Here is an 18,094-nt window from a genome sequence, read left to right as displayed (position 1 = left end):
GGCCGTCGTACTGTCGTGGCATGCAGATCACGCGCAGCAGCATCGACACGGTCAAGGGACCGGCCGACTGGTTCACCGGGGATGTCTACATCGACGCCGTCGCCGCGGCTCCCCCGCCGTCCCGGATCGCCGCGAATCTGGTCCACTTCATGCCGGGCGCGCGCACGCACTGGCACCGGCACGCGCTGAGCCAGACCGTCTTCGTCACCGAGGGTGTCGGCCTGTGCCAGCGGCGCGGCGGTCCTGTCGAGGTGATCCGTCCCGGCGATCGCGTGCTGTTCGAAGCCAACGAGGAGCACTGGCACGGCGCCGCGCCCAACCGCATGATGGTGCACCTCGCGATCAACGAGGCCGACGACGATCACGCCATGGTCGAGTGGCTCGACCCCGTCACCGATGAGGAATACACCACATCGCCGGCCGCGGCGATCGTTGCATAGGGCAATTTGAGGGCGGCGGCGCTAACCTGAGGCATGCCGAAATCCCTCCTGACCACGACCACCCTGCTCAGCTTGGCGCTGGTGGCCCCGATTGTTGTTGCTGGCTGCAACAACGATGACAAGCCGTCGGCCGCAGGTTCGACCGCTCCCACGACCCCCAGCGTCTCGACCCCCAGCGCCTCGACGCCGGCGAAGGTCGGAGCAGAGGTCACGCTCTTCCCCGTGGTCAAGGGCCGCGTGCTGACGATGAAGGTCACGGTCGCGGGCACCGCGGTCGTTCCGCTCGGGGGCGACGACCGCAAGCCGTTGCCCGAGGACACAAGTTTCGTCGACCTGGGCCTCGGCGCGGAGTACACCTATGGCGACGGATCCGAGCCCGGTGGCTCCGACGGCGGCAGCGTCACCTGCGAGGGCGCGACCAAGCAGAAGACCGGCACCCAGACCTACGAGCCGGCCGCGCCGCACACCTACGCGAAGCCCGGCACCTACACCTTCACCTACAAGATCTCGTACTGCGGCGGCCCCGCCGGCCGGTTCACCGCGACCAAGACCGCACAGATCGTCGTCGCCTAAACACCCTCAGGCGCGCCCGATCGGCAGTTCGGCGATCGTGCGCCACTCGTACATCCGCCGATCGCGGTGGAGCTCGATCAACGACGCACTGCTGATCGCGCAATCCACCGCGGCGACCGAGACGGCCGACAGCGCCGCCGCGACCTCGGCGGCAGGTTGCTCGGACGACGAATAAGCCACCGTCACATGGGGCTGAAACCCCTCCGCCTTCTCCGGTACGGCGATCCGCTCCGCCATCGCAGCGCGGATCGTCGTACGGATCTGCGCGACCGCGTCCGGAGGCAGCGCGGGCAACACCACGGCCTCGGCGCCAATCACCGGCCGCTGAAACTCCACCCGTACCGCCGGCAACTCCGCCAGCCGCTCACGCGCCCCTTCGACGATGCCCTCGACCGTCTCGCCCGGAACGTCCTCGACATGACCAACGCCCTGCATGGTCAGATGCAGCCACTCCCGAGGCACCGGATCCAACCCAGCCATCCCACGCAGCGCATCCTGATACGCAGCGACAAGCCCATGCAGCTCCGGCGCATCGCCGAAGGTGAGATGCCAGGTATAGAAGCGTGTCCCGACCTTCCACCCTGGCCGCCACCACCAGTGGTCCCGCAGCTCAGCAGCACGCTGGCGAGTCCAGCTCGGTCCGTTCGTCATCAGCGCTCCCCTCGATCACCTACTACTTACCCACCTCCACGCCATGCGCGAGCAGACTCTCCGCGGTGTCGGCAATGGTGTCCTCCAGCGGACGAGGACGCCAACCGAGGAGCCGCTCGGCCTTCGCACTCGTAGCGCCAAACTCTCTGCCGAGCTGCGGGCGCAGCGAACGCAACTGTGGATTGAACCGGCTGAGTAGCCGAGCAACCGGCAGCGGCAGCTCGCGCGTCGGCGCCTGCGCCGCACGGTCGCCGAGCCGTCGGCGGAGGATCCGCGCCACCTCGACGATCCGCAGGCTGTCGCTGGCGGAAGCAAGCCAGCGCTCGCCGGCCGCGGCCGGATCGGTCATCGCGTGCAAGTGCAGATCCGCAACATCGCGGACGTCGACCCAGCTGGTGCCGAACGGCGGGCAGGCCGGAACCGCACCCGTCAGCATGCTCCGGATGATCCGCAGCGAAGGCGGGTCGTCGGGACCGAGGACCGGCCCGATGACAGCGACAGGATGCACCGCGGCGAGCTCGAGCCCACCGCCCTCGTCGCGGACGAACTGCCAGGCCGCGCGCTCCGCGAGCGTTTTCGACCTCTGGTACGGCGCGATGTCCGCGTCGACGTTCGTCCAGTCCTCCTCGGTGAACGGCGTCGGCCGCGGCGGATGGCCGTAGCCGACCGCACCGAACGCACTGGTCAGCACCACCCGCCGGACCCCGGCATCACGGGCCGCCCGCAAGACCCTCAGTACGCCGTCCCGCGCAGCGCTGATCATCGCCTCCTCACTCTCAGGTGCGTTCCGCAGTGTCGGAGACGCGACATGGAGCACGTAGTCGCAGCCCGCGACCGCCTCCGGCCAATCGCCGTCGTCTTGCAGGTCGGCACGGACCACGGTCAACCGCGCGTCGTCGAAGTCGGCCGCGGCGTGCAGTTGTGCGCGCAAGGCCGGCTCACGGTCGAGATCGCGGACCGACGTACGGACGTCGTACCCGGCCTGCAGCAGTGCGAGGACACACCAACCGCCGATGAAGCCGGAGCCTCCGGTCACCAGAACCTGATTCATCGACTGACCTCCGGCACCAGAACCGCCGCGCGGTGGGGCAGGTCGCGTTGCTGCGCGGCGAGCAGCGCGGAGCCGAGAAGCACGTGACCGACCATGATCGGGTAGATCGCCGAGCGCTCGAACAGGCCGATGTTCCACATCCAGCCGCTGAACACATCGACCATGAAGACCGCGAAGCCGACCAGGCCGGCGATGCCGAGCACGGTGCTGGCGACGGCACGGCCACGCCTCAGGCCGGCCCGGGCACCGGCCATTCCGACGGCGATCGCCATCAGGTTGCCGGCGATCATCACGCCTTGCGCACCGAAGGTGTGGAACGCGATCAGGCCGTTGGCGACGTTCGCGTTCGATCCCTGAAAGATGCCCACGAGCGAAACTCCGATGCCGGCGATGGTGCTGAGGGCAACGATCAGGATCGGGCGGATCCCCTTGCCCAGGTCGAAGGTGAGGAACGCGCCGGCGATCAGGAGGACGCCGTACAGGACCCAGCCGGTGTCCATGACCGCGCCGAGCGGCGAGTAGCCGACCTGGCTGAAGGCGACCTGGCTGGGACCGGTCAGGCCGAGGTGGCTGACCCAGTTGTAGAGCGGCGAATAGTGCGGGTCCTGCCAGGCGGCTGCGGTGATGAACTCGGCAACCCAGGAGATCAGCGGCCCGACGAAGATCAGAAGTGCCCCGATGCGGGCCGACGCGCCCGGCCGGATGATCGTCATCGCAGTGCCATTCCGGGCACCCGCTGACGGATGGCCTCCATCTCGGCCTCGTCCGAGATGCCCTGCCAGTCGTAGCGGGGCTTGTAGGGCGCCTGCAAAACCTGTACGTCGTCGTCCGTGAGCTCGATGTCCAGCGATGCGACCGCCTCGTCGATCTGCTGGATCGAGCCGGCTCCGACCAGCGGCGCGGTGACGACCGGCTGGCGGCGCAGCCACGCGAGCGCGATCTGTGCGCGACTGACGCCGTGCTTGTCCGCGACGTGCCCCACCGCTTCGATGATCGCGCGGTTGGACGCCTCCTGCTCCGGCGAGTAGAGCGCGTCGGCGAAGGCGCCGTCGGTCTCCGAGCGTGTCGTCGCCCTGGCGTCGTCCCAGCCCCGGGCGAGGCGGCCGCGGGCCAGCGGCGACCAGATGATCGTGCCGACACCTTCGTCCAGGCAGAGCGGAATCATCTCCCGTTCCTCCTCGCGGGCGAGCAGGTTGTAGTGGTCCTGCATCGACACGAAGCGCGCCCAGCCGTGCTGCTTCTGTAGGCGCAGGGCCTTCGCGAACTCCCAGGCGTGCATGGACGAGGCGCCGACGTACCGGACCTTGCCGGCCTTCACCAGATCGCTGAGCGCCTCGAGCGTCTCCTCCCACGGGGTTGCGTGGTCGTTGCGGTGGAGCTGGTACAGGTCGATGTAGTCGGTCCCGAGCCGGCGCAGCGAGTGGTCGACCTCGGTCATGATCGCCTTGCGGGACAGGCCGCGCCCGTTGGGGCCGAGCCGCATCGGGTGCCGCAGCTTGGTCGCGATCACCACGCTGTCGCGGTCGGCGAAGTCCTTCAGGGCCTGGCCGAGAATCTCTTCGCTGGACCCGTTGGAGTACATGTTCGCGGTGTCGAAGAAGTTGATTCCGGCGTCCAGCGCGTGCTGGATCAGCGGCCGGGCCTCGGCCGGCCCCTTCGACCAGACGGGATGCCCGCGGTCGGGCTCGCCGTACGTCATCGCGCCGATCGCGATCGGCGAGACGTCCAGACCGGTGGTACCGAGTTTGATGTACTGCATGATGCTCCTCTAAGCTATGTGGAGAGGTCTCCAGATAGCTTAGTGGAGAGCTCTCCGCTTAGCAAGGTGAGGTTGTCATGGTCCGATCAGACGCTCGCGAGAACCGTGTGCGCATCCTCGCGGCGGCCCGGGAGGCCTTCACGCAGGACGGCGCCACCTCGATGAACCAGGTCGCCCAGCGGGCAGGCGTCGGCGCCGGCACGCTGTACCGGAACTTCCCGACCCGGGAGGCGCTCGTGCTCGCGGTCTACCAGGACGAGGTCGAGCGCATCACCGGAGCCGTCCCTGAGCTCCTGGCCGAGCGCGCTCCGCTGGACGCGCTCGAACACTGGACCCTGGACCTGGTCGAGGCGATGCGCCGCAAGCACGGGCTGGGTGACGCCCTCAGCCCGTCCGCCCACCAGACGATCACCGAGCAGACCTATGGGCCGGTCATCGCCGCGATCACGGAGCTCTTCGACGCCGGCAAGAAGGACGGCAGCATCCGCGACGACGCGGACGCCGGCGACTTCCTCCAGCTCACCGGCGCCCTCTGGCGGGCGGCTTCCACCCCGGTCGACCGCGCCCCGCGGATGCTCGCCATGATCCTCGACGGACTGCGCCCTCGGCCTTAGGTTCGGATTGTCAAGCGCTTGGTGGCGCCGGCAGTTGTCTCGGCGGTCACCTCGACACCCGAGCTGGTACGTCGCACGGTCACGCCGGCATCAGCCCGTACGACGGTTGCTCCGGGCAGCGCGATCCGGAGTTGCACGGTCGTGGCGAGCTGGGTCGGATCGGAGATGGCGACGTCGATCTCGCGGCCGCGGACACGCCTGATCACCGAGCAGGGCGTGAGCGCGGTCAGTTCGGCGACTCGGTCCGGGTGCCAGAAATTGGCCAGCAGGAGTTGCCCACTGAGGACCGCCTGTGCGTCGGAGGTGTTGCGGAGGACGAGTAGTCCGGAGCGGCTGGCTAGTGACTGGGTCTGGGCGAGGGATGCGCCCGGGGCGATGAGATAGCTGTACTTGGCGTCGGCCGGGTTCACGCCGTGGTCCAGCCACATGGTCAGATAGCGGCGGGTGATCGGCGTGGTGGGACCGCCGGTGTTGATGTCTCGCCAGGAGCCGGTCCGCGCCTCGCGCAGCAGGTGCAGCGATGGATTGCCTTGCAGGAAGACGTAACCGGCGACGCCGTCGAGGTGGGCCCAGTGGGCGTCGACGGTGGCCGCGGAGCCGAGTTCGGTGACCTGTGGAGATCCGTTGACCGTCAGGATGTTGGTGCCGGCGCTGTGCAGGTTGCGGTTCTCGACGACGGTTTCGACGGGGTGGCCGCTGCTGCCGGTGATACCTGCGCCGAGCGCCACGACGTACTGGTCGAGGCAGAACCAGGACTTGCGGGCGCGCATCGGCGATGCGGGTCCTTGGAGGTCTTGGCCGACCGCTGCGTAGCCGTCGAGGGTGGAGCCGCCGACCCAGGCGGTGGCGGGTCGGGCCGCGCCCCACTCGCCGCCCGCTTTCGGTGCCAGCGGCAACTTGTCGACGGTGATACCTGGAAGGCGGTAGCGGTCGACGGTCGGCCAGAAGGCGTCGGCGTACTGGCCGTTGTCGCGGTCGTAGAGATAGGTCATGCCGGAACCGCTGTGGAAGCCTTGGTCGTTCTCACCGTTGCCGCATTCGTAGTAGGCGATCCGCCGACTGGCCATCGAGATCGAGTACGCCCAGCCGGTACGGCGGTGCACGGAGCGGTCCATACTCGCGAACAGTGTGTGGCCGTTGGTCTGGGGAACCGGCGTGATACGGCGAAGGCTCTTGATCAGCGCAACCCGGGGAATCGTTGCCCCGGACAACACGTTGCCGAACGTGTCGCGCTGCACCCAGCCCGCGACCGCCGCCCGCCACTGCGTCGCCAGCGCCGGATCGACGCCCTGTGCCAAGCGGAGGATCGCTTCCATCGCCGTGTAGCCGTCGTTGTGGTCGGAGGCGTTGTACCGCGAGACCGCACGGCCGCGGACGAAGTCCATCATCCGCGCGTCGTGGACGACCGGAAGGTACGCCTTCGTCACCGAGTCGAACAGGATCTGGCGCTTCGGATCCGTCACCGCCCAGGGCGAATTCGCCAGCAGGGCAAGGAGTTTCCCGATCCCGCTGAGCAGAACATGACCGTAGGTTCCGGTGTAGGCGACCCAGGTGTGCTGCACGAACGAGCCGTCCCGGTAGAAGCCGTCGCCGCTCGTCACGTACTGCCAGGTGTCGCTGAGACCGTCGCGAGCGTGGACGAGCTTCGCCTCGTCGTCGGTCACCAGCGACCGGATGATGATCGCCTGGCACAGGTCGACCCGGTTCGCACCGGTCGAGATGACCGGACCGCGTTCCGGCGGGAACATCAGATACGGATCCGGGACGAAATGGTCGATGGCTGCGCAGTACCGCTCACGGGTCGCCGCCGGGAGTTCGTCGTACAGGAGGACCAGGAGGTTGGCGAGCGGCCGGGTCGCGCCGATCTCCCACGACCACCAGTTGCCGAACTCGACCGTGCTCGGGTTGTAGATCAGCTGATCCATCGACGCCAACCCAGCCTGTACGTCGGCCAGCAGCGCCACGTCCGCGTGGTACGCCGAACCCGGGGTCGCCCAGGCCGTCGCCCACTGCTCGAGCCGGACGTAGGTGTTCGGGACCGAAGGGTCCGCGGTCAGCGGCAGGTCCGTGAAGACGAGTTTGCGGTCCGCGGCGCGGTCGAGCTTCACCAGCGACGACCGTACTGCGGTGTCCAGGCGGCCCAACGCGGCGGCGTAGTCCGGATCGGCGGGGTCGATCACCGCACTACCGGTCAGGTCGGCGGCCCATTTCGCTCGCAGGGCGGCGAAATCGACCGGTGCCGCGGCGGCCGGCAGGTCGAGGGTGAGCGCCGCTGCGGCGGCCGTGGTACCGGCGAGGAAGGCACGTCTGTTCACGAGGTCTCCTGAGGCGGATCAGGGATGTTCGCATGAGTGTGCGCCAAGTTGTCTGCTAGATCAACAGATTGATACGAATGAATTTCCGACCGCCTCGCCGTCCCGGCAGTAGAGTCGGCCTGTGAGCGGATCCCAGGGACCAGCATCCGAGGCCGGGCGCGGGCACAAGGCGCAGCATCTGGCCGCGGAACTGCGCCGTGGCATCGCGGAGCTGCGGTGGCCCGGCGGCAAGCTGCCGACCGAGCAGCAACTGGCCCGTGAGCAGGGCGTCAGCCTCAGCACGGTCCGGCGGGCGGTGGATCTGCTCGTCCAGGACGGTCTCGTCTACCGGCGGCAGGGCTCCGGGATGTACATCGCGGGCAGCGACACCGGGCCGCTGATCGGCGTAGCCGTGCCGTCGATGACGTACTACTTCCCCCGCATCATCGTCGGTATCGAGCGCGAGCTCGCGAAACACGGCGCGCAGATGCTGTTCCGGAGTACCGAGTGGGACTCGGCCGAGGAGCGGCGGGCAATCGACGGGCTGGTGAGCGCCGGTGCGGCCGGGCTGATCCTGGCGACCGACGGACCGAGTCTGGCCGGGCTGGACGACCTCGACGTACCGGTGGTGCTGGTCGAGCGGGGACTCGAGGATCCCCATACCCTGCACGAGTTCGTCGGCTCCAACCATGCCGCCGGAGCCCGGGCCGCCCTCCAGCACCTGCACAGCCTGGGACACACGCGGATCGGCTATCTCGAACGCGAGAGCCCGCACACTGCGCCGCAACTTCGGGCCGGTCTCGCCGACGCGCTGGTTCTGAGCGAATCACGGGAGCGCTGGACCTACAACGACGCCGAGCGGTTCCTCGGCCGGCTCCGCCGAAAAAAGGCGACCGCGGTCATCTGCTTCGCCGACCGCGAGGCGACCCTGCTGCTCAATGCCGCGGTCGGTAACGGCATCTCGGTCCCCGGCGACCTCTCGATCATCAGCTATGACGACGAAGTCGCCGACCTCTCCGAGATCCCGCTGACCGCGGTCTCACCCGCCAAGCTGGAGGTCGGCCGGCTCGCCGTCGAGACCCTGCAAGCCCGGCTCGCCGTACCGGATGCGCCACGCCGTCAGATCTCACTGGTTCCGCACCTCGTCGTCCGAGAGTCGACCGGTCCGGTCAGCTAATTCAACCGAATCACTTTTCCGGGTCGTTCGACCGGGCTTCGGCGCCGGTCTCGCCCGCGTAGCCTTCGTCGTCCCCGGCTACTCGGCCGACGAAAGTGTCGTTGACGCCGGTGCCGGTAGTCGAGTGGGTGTCGCCGCCGACTTCGGCGGGATCACCACCCGTGTCGCGGCTGGCGGCGACGTCGGTATCCGCCGGGGCGTCGCCTTCGTTGAGCTGGTGCGCCTGCCACCAGTCCTTCACTCGCGTGACCACCGACATGTCTGCTCCTCGCTCTGGCTGCTGGGCATCCGGTACCCGGGCTGCGGAGCGATATGCGGAGGCAGGCGCTCAGCTGTTGGTCTGCAGTTGGTGCTGGGTGCGGAGTTTGGTGAGCCACGCGGCGAAGGCGCTGAGGTCTTCGATGTTGGTTTGGGGAATGTGGAGCTTGCGCCCGAGGGTCGAGGTGATGGTCAGGTAGGGGGCGGCAAGACCGGTGGGCGTGACCAGGGTTGTGCCCTCGAACTCGGACCACGGGATCCGCCGCCACCACGCGAACCGGATGCCCGTGGCGTCCACGGTCACTCGCGGATGACCGAGAAGAACCAGGACCCCGACCACGAGACAGGCGGCGGCCAGTACGGCGAGCAGCGCCACCCGGATCGTGAACCAGGTGTCACGGCTGTCGAGATCCGAGACGACCGAGACGATCGGGATGCCTGCGAGCACCAGTACGACGACCAGCCCGCCGAGGGCCAGCGCCCGCCGAACGGTGAAGACCACCCGCCCGGAACGATGCAACTCCGCGTCCCAGGCCCCGATGTCCTGATTCCCCATCACCATGCCGCGGGAGTTTACTGCAGCTCAGACGGTCTCCCAGACGAAGCCGTCGGGGTCGGTGAGCGGGGCGGCGTCGGTGCCGAGGACGATGCGGTGCGAGCCGGAGCCCTCCTGGGGCAGGCCGGTGTCCTTGGCGAGGGCGCGGCGGGGGTAGAGGGCCAGGGTGACGGCCGACGACCCGGTGTCGAACTCGACGTACTTGCCGCCGAAGCTCTTGCCGACGGCGAGGCCCTGGTCGACGTAGAAACGCTTGCTGGCCTTGACGTCGTCGACGCCGAGCAGCAGGGCGACCTGGTCGATGCGGCCGGTGACCGGGTCGGTGTCCTTCTTTTTGGAGGTCGCGACCTTGATGATCGTGCCGTCCGGCGTCTGCACGATGCCGCCGTAGCCCCAGAAGCTCTTGGTGGCGGGCTTCAGCGTGGTGGCGCCGGCCTTCGCGGTGGCGTCGATGATGGCGTCGACGTCACCCGGCTGGGAGGTGACGAGGGACAGCGCGAAGCCGCGGAAGCCGGTCGACGGGCTGTCGGTGCCGCGAACGGTCACGTAGGTGTCCAGGCCGGTGGCCTGGTAGAAGGCGTCGGCGGCGGCCGGGTCGGAGGCTTCGAGGGTGACGGAGGCGAGCGTGGTCATGGCAGTTTCCTTTGGCTGGATGAAGTGGATTGCGGGTCAGCGGTCCTGGAGGAGACCCAGGACGTTGCCGTCGAGGTCGATGACAGTGGCGACTCTGCGGCCGCCGCCGACCTCGTGCGCGGCTTCCTTGACGGTCGCGCCGGCGGCGGTCACCTCGGCGAGCTTCGCGTCGAGGTCGGTGACGTGCCAGTACGTGACCGGCGAGGTCATGCCCTGCGGTCCGCCGTCGGGAACCAGTCCGATGTGCTGGCCCTCGGCCACGAAGCCGACGTAGTACGGCGAATCCGTCTGCGGCTCGACGCCGAGCAGAGCGGTGTACACGGCCTTGGCCTTGGCCAGGTCGGACACGGGGTGCAGCACCGTCTTGATGCCCTGGGTGGTCACGATCACTCCTGTGGTGGTCGGTTGCTTGCTGTGGTCATAGCTTCGCGTCCGGGCCCACCGATCCACATCCGTGGCGACCACGGAACCGCACCACGGAGTCTCGGTACGGATGAGGGAAGATTGGCCGGTGACGGCAACCGTGGACATCTCGCCTCGCGAGGCCGAGGTGCTGAAACTGGTCGGGGCGCACCTCAGCAACGCGGAGATCGCCGCGCTCCTGTTCATCTCGGTGCGCACCGTGGAGAGCCACGTCTCCTCCCTCCTGCGCAAGCTCGAGGTGCCGGACCGGCGCGCGCTCGCCCACAGCGCACCCACGGAGCCACCCAGCGCGGGCGCTCCCCCAGCCGCTCCGGTGTTGCCGACCGCGCTCACCTCGTACGTCGGCCGTGCCGATGAGCAGGCGGCACTGATCGAGCTGATCACCACGCATCGCGAGGTGACGGCGGTCGGCCCCGGCGGCGTCGGCAAGACCCGACTCGCCCTCGCGGTTGCCGCCGAAGCAGCCGGCAACCACTTCGACGCTGTCTGGTACGTCGATCTCGTACCGGTCACGGATCCGGAGATGATCGCGACCGCGATCGCCGCCACCCTCGGTCTTGGCGAGCAGCCCGGCCGCGACATGACCGAATCCGTGATCGCCGCGCTGGCCGATCGCCGGGCCCTGCTGGTGCTGGACAACTGCGAGCAGGTGGTGGACGGGGTGGCGCTCGTCGTCGAGCGCCTGCTGGCGACCTGCCCGCGACTGACGGTGCTGGCGACCAGCCGGGCGCAGCTGATGGTGCCGTTCGAGCACGTCTATCAGGTCCCGCCGCTGTCGCTTCCCACCGACGGTGAATCGGACGCTGTCACGCTGTTCTTGGAGCGTGCGGCAGCAGTCGACTCCGCGTTGGACTCGACGGCACGTGAGCAGATCGCTGCGATTTGTGAGCGGCTGGACGGGATGGCGTTGGCCATCGAGCTCGCGGCGGCTCGCTATCGGACGCTCGGGCTCGATGGAATCACGGCCGCACTCTCGCATCCGCTCCGCATGCTGACCGGAGGTTTCCGCGCCGACGAGCGGCATCGTTCCGTGCGCGCAGCACTGGATTGGAGCCACGCTCTCCTGGATTCCGCCGACCAAGCGCTGCTGCGCCGGGTGTCGGTCTTCGTCGCGCCGTTCACCGCCGCCGCGGCCGCTGAGGTGGCCGGGGCCGACGAGTTCGAGGTGGCCGACGGGCTGGCGCGGTTGGCCGAGCAGAGCTTGCTGGTGGTGACCGCCTCACCGCGCGGTACGGCGTACCGGGCGTTGGAGACGATTCGCCAGTACGGGACCGAGCAGTTGGCCGCGGCCGATGAACTCGACGAGCTCCGCGCGAGGCACCTTCGCTGGTGCCTGGAGCAGGCCGCCGGACTGACCTCGGAACGAGGCGGGTTCGATGCGATCGCCGACGACCTCCGCGCGGCGCTCGCGTGGGCGGCGCAGGAGCCGGCACAGCGCGCGAACGCGTACCGCTTGGCGAAGCGGCTGGCGGAACTGACCTTCATCCGCACGCTGATCGGCGAGTCCCAGCTGCGTTACGAGCAAGCTGCCTCGTTCGCCGAGGACGCCGACGGCGCCGCGGCCGAGCTCCGGAACGCCGCAGCCGTTGCCGCGTGCCGGATGCGCGGTGACGACGTGTACCGCCTGTTGCACGCCGCGGCCGATGCCGATGGCCATAACTTCGGCACTGCTCGTGACCTGGCGACGATCGCCACCGCGTCGTACCGGTTCGGTGGCAGGTTCGTGCGCAGGCTGCCCACCGCGGAGTCCGACGCACTGGTTGCCCGTGCCCGCGAGCTGGCCGGTGACGACCAACCAGCGCAGGTCATGGTGGCGGTGGCCGAGGCAGGACAGGCGCTCAATGCCGCGATCATCACCGCCCAGGGGCATCCGGGCAGCTCGGTCGCGGACACGATCGCGCGTGCCGAACGAGCTGTCGAACTCGCCCACGCCGCGGGTGACCCGCTCGCGGAGTCGATCGCTCTCGACGTACTGACCAGCGCGCAGAGCTGGGCCGGTGACAGCTTCGCCGCGGCCGCGACGACCCAGCGTCGCGTCACCTTGCTCTCGTCCACTCCAGTGACACCCGCAGCTACCCATGAGCTGATCGAGGCATTGGGTGAGGCTGCGGAAGCCAGCCTTGGCACTGGTGATCTGCAGGCGGCACGGCGATGGGCGGCGCAGCTCGCCGATCACCCGCTGCTGGCCGAGGTCGGCCATCGCGCGACGAGCTGGCTGTTGGTCGCCGATGCCCTTGCAGGCAACGAGGATCAGGTACTCGCCGCCAGTGTCCGCTTCCTCGATGCGTGGCAACGAGCCGGTAGCCCGGCCAGCCCATCCCTTGGTCCGGCCGTCGCCGCGGTCGCGATGATCCACGGTCTCCGCGGCGACCAGGAAGCCCGGCAGGACTGGCTTGACGTCTTGGCGAGCCTCGACACTCCCCCGGAGGAAGCCTTCGGCTACGGAGCAGTCTTCGACACGATGCTCCTGCTGGACCAAGGCCGGCTGTCCGAAGCGCTGGAACGGATCGCGCGACCATCTGCGGAGATCTGGAAGTGGGTCACCTGGATCTGGCACCACTGGTACGTCGCCCTGCGCGCCGAGGCCGCCGTACTGGCCGGGCACCCGGACGCCGCCGACTGGCTGACCGAGGCTCGTACCATCGTGGCCGGCAACCCACTCGCCGCAGCCCAGGTGGCGCGAGCCACAGCCCTCCTCGACGGCGACCGGGAGGCGGCGCTGGCAACGGCGGCCGAGTTCGATGCCCTCGGCTGCCGCTACCAGTCGGCCCGCACCGTGATGCTTACTTGAGCGTGATCGTCACCATTGAGGTGCCGCGCGGCAGCTTGATCGTCCCGGCGCCCTGATCGACCGCGGCACCTCGCACGGACACCGCGGCGACGTTGTTCCGCAGTACCGGCAACTCCAGGCTGTACGTCGTCGCCGGGCCACTGAACCGGATGGTCACCCGCTTGCCGACCGTGGTCAGCTGATACCCGACGCGCGTCCCGTTGCGCGCCGGATAGCGAGTGAGGCCGATCTTCTGGTGGTCGCGGATCCACTCGGTCGGCACGCCACGGCCGATGATGATCGTGCCGTCGGACTTCTCCGCGATCAGCGAGTCGAAGAGAACCTTGGTGGCCGTCGACTGGCCCCACATGTGCTGGTTCGAACCGCCGCCACCACGGGCGTGGTCGATGTCCCACGGCGAGTCGGCGCTCGGGTAGTCGACGCCTTCCCACCAGCCGAACGGCCCGCTCATCGCCTTGTCGATCATGAACTGGTACGCCTTGATCCCGAGGTCGCGGTACTGCTCACCGCGCAGCGCCGCACTGCCGTAGCCGGCGTTGTACGCGCTGGAGAAGTAGCCGTGCGGATAGCCACCGAAGTTGTAGATCGTGTCGGAGATGTCCTTGCGCCGATCGAACCCGTGCGTGTAGGTGTCGTCGATCTTGTCCAGCATCGTGCCGGTCTGCTCCGCGCCGAACAGGTAGCCGTCCCACGCCCACCGGCCGAACAAGAACATCGAGGCCCAGTTCGCGTCCCGCGGATCGCTGCGCGGCCCGGTCTCGTTCGGCTCGACCATCGAGATCGGCAGGTAGTCGAGGTTGTGCTCGCGCATCGTCTGCTCGATCCGGGCGGTTGCCACCCGCAACAGATCGTCGTACTCCGCCTTGGCCCAGGCCGCTTCCGCGGTCTCGCCGAGCGCGGTCGCGAGATACCGGTACGTCGTGAGTCCGGTCAGCGCGGACCAGTTGTCGATCGTCCAGTAGCCGAGCGAGTCGATCGCGTAGGTCTGCTTGATGATGCCCTTGCCGCCGTCGATGCGATCAGTCTCGACCGTGTGCGTGTTCTTCTTGATCGTCTCGAACCGGCTGCGGATGAAGTCCTTGTCACCGGTCCGCTGCAGATACACGGCGTACGGCCAGCTGTACTTCCACTTCGCGTCGTCGTACTGCAGCTGCGCCGGCAAGGTGGACAGGTAGTCCCGCGCGTAGGTGAAGTCGCCGATCGTGAGCAGGGTCGAGACGATGCCGATCGTGTCGTGATCGAACATCTCGTCGTACCCGTTCTCACCGACGTGCAGCTCCTTCGCGCCGTTGATGTCGTCGCGGATGATGAGGGTGTAGATGTAGCCGGCCTTGTAGGCGTTGATCAGCCGCTTGTCGGGCAGGTCCGTGATGTCCGCGATCGCCGCCAGCCGGGTGTTCCAGTACTTCCGCATATGCGCGTAGTGCTTGTCGAAACCGCCGAGCTGCTGCAACTGCACCGCGGTCGGCCACTCGTACGTCGCGCCGAACCGATCAGCCGCGATCGCATAGTCCCGGACGACGGTCTGTCCGGCTCCCACTGTGGTCGCGGCGGCGTTCAACGGCGTGAGCGCAGTCGAGACCCGCGGCAGCCGAGCCTCGGTGGTGGTCGTGTTCGTCACGGTCATCCGCGAGTAGGCGACCTCGAACCGGTTGCCACCGACAACGACCAGGTCGGCGAAGTTCTCCACCTTCACCGCGAGACCGTCCTTGGCGTACTCACTGACGAAGGCCGGCAGGTACCCCTCGGCGTTGGTCCACTTGATCTTGCCCGGAATGTCCGGGACGCCGAAGGTGACCATCAGATTGCCTCGGCTGCGCAGCTTGTAGCTGCCGTCGATGAAGGCGATCGGCGCGTTCAGGTCACCTTCCCACCCGAAGGACGACGTGAGCCCCGGGTTGGTTACATTCGTGAACTCGGCGTTCGCAGCCGACGACACCGCCTCGTCGAAGGCTGCCTTCAGCAACAGATAGCCGACCCGGAGGTCACCGCCGTCCGCCAGCGCCGACTTCGCCGACGCGATCTCGCGCTCGAGCTGCTGCGCCGCCGCGTCGCTCGCCGCACTGACGTCGGCCGCGGCGATCTGGGTGAGGAGATCCTGTGTGAGTCGCCGATAGCCATCGGTCGTCGTCTGCGCGACCGTCACTCCGGCCAGCGTCACGTTGCCGGAGTCGTGCGTCTTCCGGAGGATCTGCGCGCTGACCCTCGCCGAGTCGCCGGCGGCGAGCGGGAGCTCGAAGAGCCTGGTCACCGGCGCGTCGCTGCTCACCAGGTCCGTGCTCACGGCGGCCGGCGTACTGCTGCCGTTGAGGAAGACCGAGATCTGCACGGTCGCCCGCCACGCGCCGGAGACGAAGCGCACCGACCGCGGGCTCGTGGCCGCCGGAATCGTCAGGTCGTAGCCGTAGGCATCAGTGAGATCTGCGTTCAACGGAGCGCCGTCGGCGAAGAAGATGCCGCCCTGCCGCGTCCCCGGCTGACTGGCAGTCGGTACGCCGTTCGACCACGAATACGTCACCGGGTTGTCGTTCTGGGCGCCGATCGTGGCGCCGACCCGCTTGTTCGCGACGGCCAGGTTCGCACTCCCGCCGGTACGCCGGTTGATCGTGGAGCCGTCGAGGTGCATCCAGTCGTCGGGCCCTTCCGCGGTCAGGTTCATACCGACCGGCGGCGCGGTCGCGGTGAACGATCCCAACCGGGACAGCGCCGCGGCGGAGAGCGAGAGATTGCCACTGGGGTTGAGCTTCTCGGCAAGGTTGCCGGTGACAACAATGCCCTCGCCCGGGCGGATCGTCACGCTGTAGCGCTTGACGACCGCGGCGCCGTCCGCGGCCACTTTGAGCGAGTAGGCACCGCGGCCGTCCGCAGCGGCGACCGTGATGGTGCCGCGCGCCTGCCAGCTGCCTCCCACGAACACCAGCCGCCGCAGTGAGTCGGCTGCGGGCACGGTGATGCGATACCCCGTCTGCTGGAAAACTCCGCCAGTCGTGACGCCTGGGGACGACGCCGTACCGGCTCCGTCGGACCAGGCGAAGCTGAGCGGGCTGTCGGTGAGCGTGTCCGGCGCACTGCCAAGACTCTCGACCGAGATCGCGGCCGGTACGCCGGCCTTGCGCTCGGTGCCGCCGCCACTCACGTGCACCCAGTCCAGATCGCCGTACGACGTCAGGTCCATCCGGCCGGCCGCCCCCGGACCGCCGGGCAGGCTCTCCACGGTGACGACGAACGGACTGGCCGCCGGAGCCGGCGCGGCCGGGGACGCCGTGACAGTGGACGACACCAGTACACCGGCAACGAGTGCCGCCAACAGCCTCACACGGCTCTTCATCAGGCCCCTCACCAAGAATATGAACGTTAAAAACGTGTCGCGAACGGTACTCACGCGGCTCGTGAGCCGTCAAGACTCCAGCCACCGGGGCCCGAACTCTTGTCGTGAGCGGCGGCCTGCGTTTAGGCTCCGGCCCACTCCTGGTGACCTTCTCCTGCTGTATCCGCCCCCATCGTCGAAGCGCTTCGACACTTCATTCGACAGCACTTCGTTCGACAACACAGGAAGCGAACACTCCTATGGGATCAAGAACGGGAAAGCTCAGAGTCGTTCTTCTCACCGCCGTCCTCACCGCCGCCGTTTCCCTGCCAGGCCTGACGAACTCGGCCACCGCCGCACCGCAGGCAACCACGGGCGCCGCCGCCCAGATCGTGGCCGACATGGGCTCGGGCTGGAACCTCGGCAACCAACTGGAAGCCAACTCCAATGGCTATCCCAGCGAGACCGCCTGGGGTAACCCGACGGTCAGTCAGGCCCTGATCGACAAGGTGAAAGCCGCCGGCTTCACCACAATCCGGATCCCGGTCTCCTACCTGCGCAGCATCGGCGCCGCCCCGAACTACACCGTCGACTCCGCCTGGCTGAACCGGATCCAGCAGGTCGTCAACTACGCCTACAACCGTGGTCTGCACGTGATCATCAACATGCACGGCGACGGCTACAAGTCGATCCCCAACGCCTGGCTGATCTGCGACGCGTCCAACCAGACCGAGATCAAGGCGAAGTACCTCAAGGTGTGGCAGCAGATCGCCACCCGGTTCCAGAGCTACGACAACCGGCTCATCCTCGAGTCGATGAACGAGAACTTCGACGGGCAGTACGGCGCCCCGACCCAGCCGTGCTACTCGAACATCAACGCCTACAACCAGATCTTCGTCGACACCGTCCGCCGGGCCGGCGGCAACAACAGCTCACGCTGGCTGCTCGTGCCGGGCTGGAACACCAACATCGACTACACCGCCGGCAACTACGGCTTCGTCGTACCGACCGACCAGTACCGGTCGTCCTCGATCCCCAGCACCGAGAAGCGGATCATGATCTCCGTGCACTACTACGCGCCGTGGGACTTCGCCGGCGAGGAGAACGGCACGATCACGCAATGGGGGCGCAACGCAACCAACTCGTCCCGCAAGTCCACCTGGGGCCAGGAGGACTACCTCGACGCCCAACTGAAGCTGATGTACGACAAGTTCGTCGTCCGCGGGTACCCCGTGGTCGTCGGCGAGTACGGCTCGATCGACAAGACCTTCGCCGACTCCTCGAACAACCGGTACCGCGCCGACTTCGCGCGCGCCGTTGCCGCCACTTCCAAGAAGTACGGCGCCGCCGCCGTCTACTGGGACAACGGCCACAACGGCCAGTACGGCTTCGGTCTGTTCAACCGCAGCAACACCGCGGTGACCCAGCAAGGCATCATCGACGCGATCAAGAGCGCTCGCTGACAAAGCCCTTTGAATTGCTTAAGTAACGCGGAAATCGAATCGCTTCGATTTCCCCGTTGCGAGCCCTTGACCTCCCGGTTTCCGTTTTGTAGCTTCCTCGTTGG

The 18,094-nt window shown here is 68.0% G+C and carries 16 protein-coding genes; 6 read left to right on the top strand and 10 right to left on the bottom strand.

Translation table 11 applies throughout. The features are described 5' to 3' along the window. The first annotated feature begins 20 nt into the window (after positions 1 to 20). Complete coding sequence (locus ABZS29_RS16880) at positions 21 to 440, top strand: cupin domain-containing protein (RefSeq protein ID WP_355462769.1); 420 nt, start codon at positions 21 to 23, stop codon at positions 438 to 440. A gap of 33 nt (positions 441 to 473) precedes the next feature. Next, a complete protein-coding gene (locus tag ABZS29_RS16875; RefSeq protein WP_355462767.1) occupies positions 474 to 1,013 on the top strand; it encodes a hypothetical protein in 540 nt (179 codons plus the stop codon). A 6-nt stretch (positions 1,014 to 1,019) separates the two neighbouring features. Here the strand turns inward: ABZS29_RS16875 and ABZS29_RS16870 are convergent, their stop codons facing one another. Genes ABZS29_RS16870 through ABZS29_RS16855 form a run of 4 tightly spaced genes read right to left on the bottom strand, consistent with a single transcriptional unit; the run spans position 1,020 to position 4,474 of the window. Beyond that, the gene (locus ABZS29_RS16870; protein ID WP_355462766.1) at positions 1,020 to 1,664 is read right to left on the bottom strand and encodes a 2'-5' RNA ligase family protein; all 645 of its coding nucleotides are present in this window, start codon (positions 1,662 to 1,664) and stop codon (positions 1,020 to 1,022) included. Positions 1,665 to 1,686: 22 nt separating this feature from the next. Continuing rightward, the gene (locus tag ABZS29_RS16865) at positions 1,687 to 2,715 is read right to left on the bottom strand and encodes an aldehyde reductase (protein ID WP_355462764.1); all 1,029 of its coding nucleotides are present in this window, start codon (positions 2,713 to 2,715) and stop codon (positions 1,687 to 1,689) included. Next, complete coding sequence (locus ABZS29_RS16860) at positions 2,712 to 3,428, bottom strand: DUF998 domain-containing protein (protein WP_355462762.1); 717 nt, start codon at positions 3,426 to 3,428, stop codon at positions 2,712 to 2,714. Before ABZS29_RS16860 ends, ABZS29_RS16865 begins: the two co-directional genes overlap by 4 nt. Further along, on the bottom strand, positions 3,425 to 4,474 hold the full coding sequence (locus ABZS29_RS16855; RefSeq protein WP_355462760.1) for an aldo/keto reductase: 1,050 nt from the start codon (positions 4,472 to 4,474) through the stop codon (positions 3,425 to 3,427). Before ABZS29_RS16855 ends, ABZS29_RS16860 begins: the two co-directional genes overlap by 4 nt. 77 nt (positions 4,475 to 4,551) lie before the next feature. Here ABZS29_RS16855 and ABZS29_RS16850 point away from each other — a divergent pair, with 77 nt between their 5' ends. After that, positions 4,552 to 5,088, top strand: a complete 537-nt coding sequence (locus ABZS29_RS16850) for a helix-turn-helix domain-containing protein (RefSeq protein WP_355462758.1) — start codon at positions 4,552 to 4,554, stop codon at positions 5,086 to 5,088. Here the strand turns inward: ABZS29_RS16850 and ABZS29_RS16845 are convergent. Beyond that, positions 5,085 to 7,403, bottom strand: coding sequence for a polysaccharide lyase 8 family protein (locus tag ABZS29_RS16845; protein ID WP_355462756.1), 2,319 nt, complete (start codon positions 7,401 to 7,403; stop codon positions 5,085 to 5,087). The two genes, ABZS29_RS16850 and ABZS29_RS16845, sit on opposite strands and share 4 nt — an antisense overlap. A gap of 121 nt (positions 7,404 to 7,524) precedes the next feature. Between ABZS29_RS16845 and ABZS29_RS16840 the strand changes: the two genes are divergently transcribed. Next, on the top strand, positions 7,525 to 8,559 hold the full coding sequence (locus ABZS29_RS16840) for a GntR family transcriptional regulator (protein ID WP_355462754.1): 1,035 nt from the start codon (positions 7,525 to 7,527) through the stop codon (positions 8,557 to 8,559). Positions 8,560 to 8,569: 10 nt separating this feature from the next. Here ABZS29_RS16840 and ABZS29_RS16835 read toward each other — a convergent pair whose 3' ends face one another. From ABZS29_RS16835 to ABZS29_RS16820, 4 genes are all read right to left on the bottom strand, one after another. Further along, the gene (locus ABZS29_RS16835; RefSeq protein ID WP_355462752.1) at positions 8,570 to 8,818 is read right to left on the bottom strand and encodes a hypothetical protein; all 249 of its coding nucleotides are present in this window, start codon (positions 8,816 to 8,818) and stop codon (positions 8,570 to 8,572) included. A gap of 69 nt (positions 8,819 to 8,887) precedes the next feature. Next, entirely contained in the window at positions 8,888 to 9,379 is a 492-nt protein-coding gene (locus tag ABZS29_RS16830; protein ID WP_355462750.1) for a hypothetical protein, read from the bottom strand. A gap of 21 nt (positions 9,380 to 9,400) precedes the next feature. Beyond that, the gene (locus ABZS29_RS16825; protein ID WP_355462748.1) at positions 9,401 to 10,006 is read right to left on the bottom strand and encodes a glyoxalase; all 606 of its coding nucleotides are present in this window, start codon (positions 10,004 to 10,006) and stop codon (positions 9,401 to 9,403) included. 36 nt (positions 10,007 to 10,042) lie between these two features. Then, the gene (locus ABZS29_RS16820; RefSeq protein ID WP_355462746.1) at positions 10,043 to 10,390 is read right to left on the bottom strand and encodes a VOC family protein; all 348 of its coding nucleotides are present in this window, start codon (positions 10,388 to 10,390) and stop codon (positions 10,043 to 10,045) included. Positions 10,391 to 10,517: 127 nt separating this feature from the next. On the opposite strand from ABZS29_RS16820, the gene ABZS29_RS16815 reads away from it, so the two are divergent. Beyond that, the gene (locus ABZS29_RS16815) at positions 10,518 to 13,220 is read left to right on the top strand and encodes a LuxR C-terminal-related transcriptional regulator (RefSeq protein WP_355462745.1); all 2,703 of its coding nucleotides are present in this window, start codon (positions 10,518 to 10,520) and stop codon (positions 13,218 to 13,220) included. Here the strand turns inward: ABZS29_RS16815 and ABZS29_RS16810 are convergent. Beyond that, on the bottom strand, positions 13,213 to 16,536 hold the full coding sequence (locus ABZS29_RS16810; RefSeq protein ID WP_355462743.1) for a sugar-binding protein: 3,324 nt from the start codon (positions 16,534 to 16,536) through the stop codon (positions 13,213 to 13,215). The genes ABZS29_RS16815 and ABZS29_RS16810 overlap by 8 nt on opposite strands. A gap of 251 nt (positions 16,537 to 16,787) precedes the next feature. On the opposite strand from ABZS29_RS16810, the gene ABZS29_RS16805 reads away from it, so the two are divergent. After that, positions 16,788 to 17,990 (top strand): glycoside hydrolase family 5 protein, encoded by a 1,203-nt coding sequence (locus ABZS29_RS16805; protein ID WP_355462741.1) that lies wholly within the window; start codon positions 16,788 to 16,790, stop codon positions 17,988 to 17,990. Positions 17,991 to 18,094 lie beyond the last annotated feature (104 nt).

Source organism: Kribbella sp. NPDC005582, from assembly GCF_040605415.1.
Taxonomy (GTDB): domain Bacteria; phylum Actinomycetota; class Actinomycetes; order Propionibacteriales; family Kribbellaceae; genus Kribbella.
Note: the sequence above shows the minus strand (reverse complement) of the source record. Positions and strands in the feature narration are given on the sequence as shown.

Coding starts and splice junctions, on each gene's coding strand:
- ABZS29_RS16880 (WP_355462769.1), top strand. CDS start 21: ATGCAGATCACGCGCAGCAGCATCGACACGGTCAAGGGACCGGCCGAC.
- ABZS29_RS16875 (WP_355462767.1), top strand. CDS start 474: ATGCCGAAATCCCTCCTGACCACGACCACCCTGCTCAGCTTGGCGCTG.
- ABZS29_RS16870 (WP_355462766.1), bottom strand. CDS start 1,664: ATGACGAACGGACCGAGCTGGACTCGCCAGCGTGCTGCTGAGCTGCGG.
- ABZS29_RS16865 (WP_355462764.1), bottom strand. CDS start 2,715: ATGAATCAGGTTCTGGTGACCGGAGGCTCCGGCTTCATCGGCGGTTGG.
- ABZS29_RS16860 (WP_355462762.1), bottom strand. CDS start 3,428: ATGACGATCATCCGGCCGGGCGCGTCGGCCCGCATCGGGGCACTTCTG.
- ABZS29_RS16855 (WP_355462760.1), bottom strand. CDS start 4,474: ATGCAGTACATCAAACTCGGTACCACCGGTCTGGACGTCTCGCCGATC.
- ABZS29_RS16850 (WP_355462758.1), top strand. CDS start 4,552: ATGGTCCGATCAGACGCTCGCGAGAACCGTGTGCGCATCCTCGCGGCG.
- ABZS29_RS16835 (WP_355462752.1), bottom strand. CDS start 8,818: ATGTCGGTGGTCACGCGAGTGAAGGACTGGTGGCAGGCGCACCAGCTC.
- ABZS29_RS16830 (WP_355462750.1), bottom strand. CDS start 9,379: ATGGTGATGGGGAATCAGGACATCGGGGCCTGGGACGCGGAGTTGCAT.
- ABZS29_RS16825 (WP_355462748.1), bottom strand. CDS start 10,006: ATGACCACGCTCGCCTCCGTCACCCTCGAAGCCTCCGACCCGGCCGCC.
- ABZS29_RS16805 (WP_355462741.1), top strand. CDS start 16,788: ATGGGATCAAGAACGGGAAAGCTCAGAGTCGTTCTTCTCACCGCCGTC.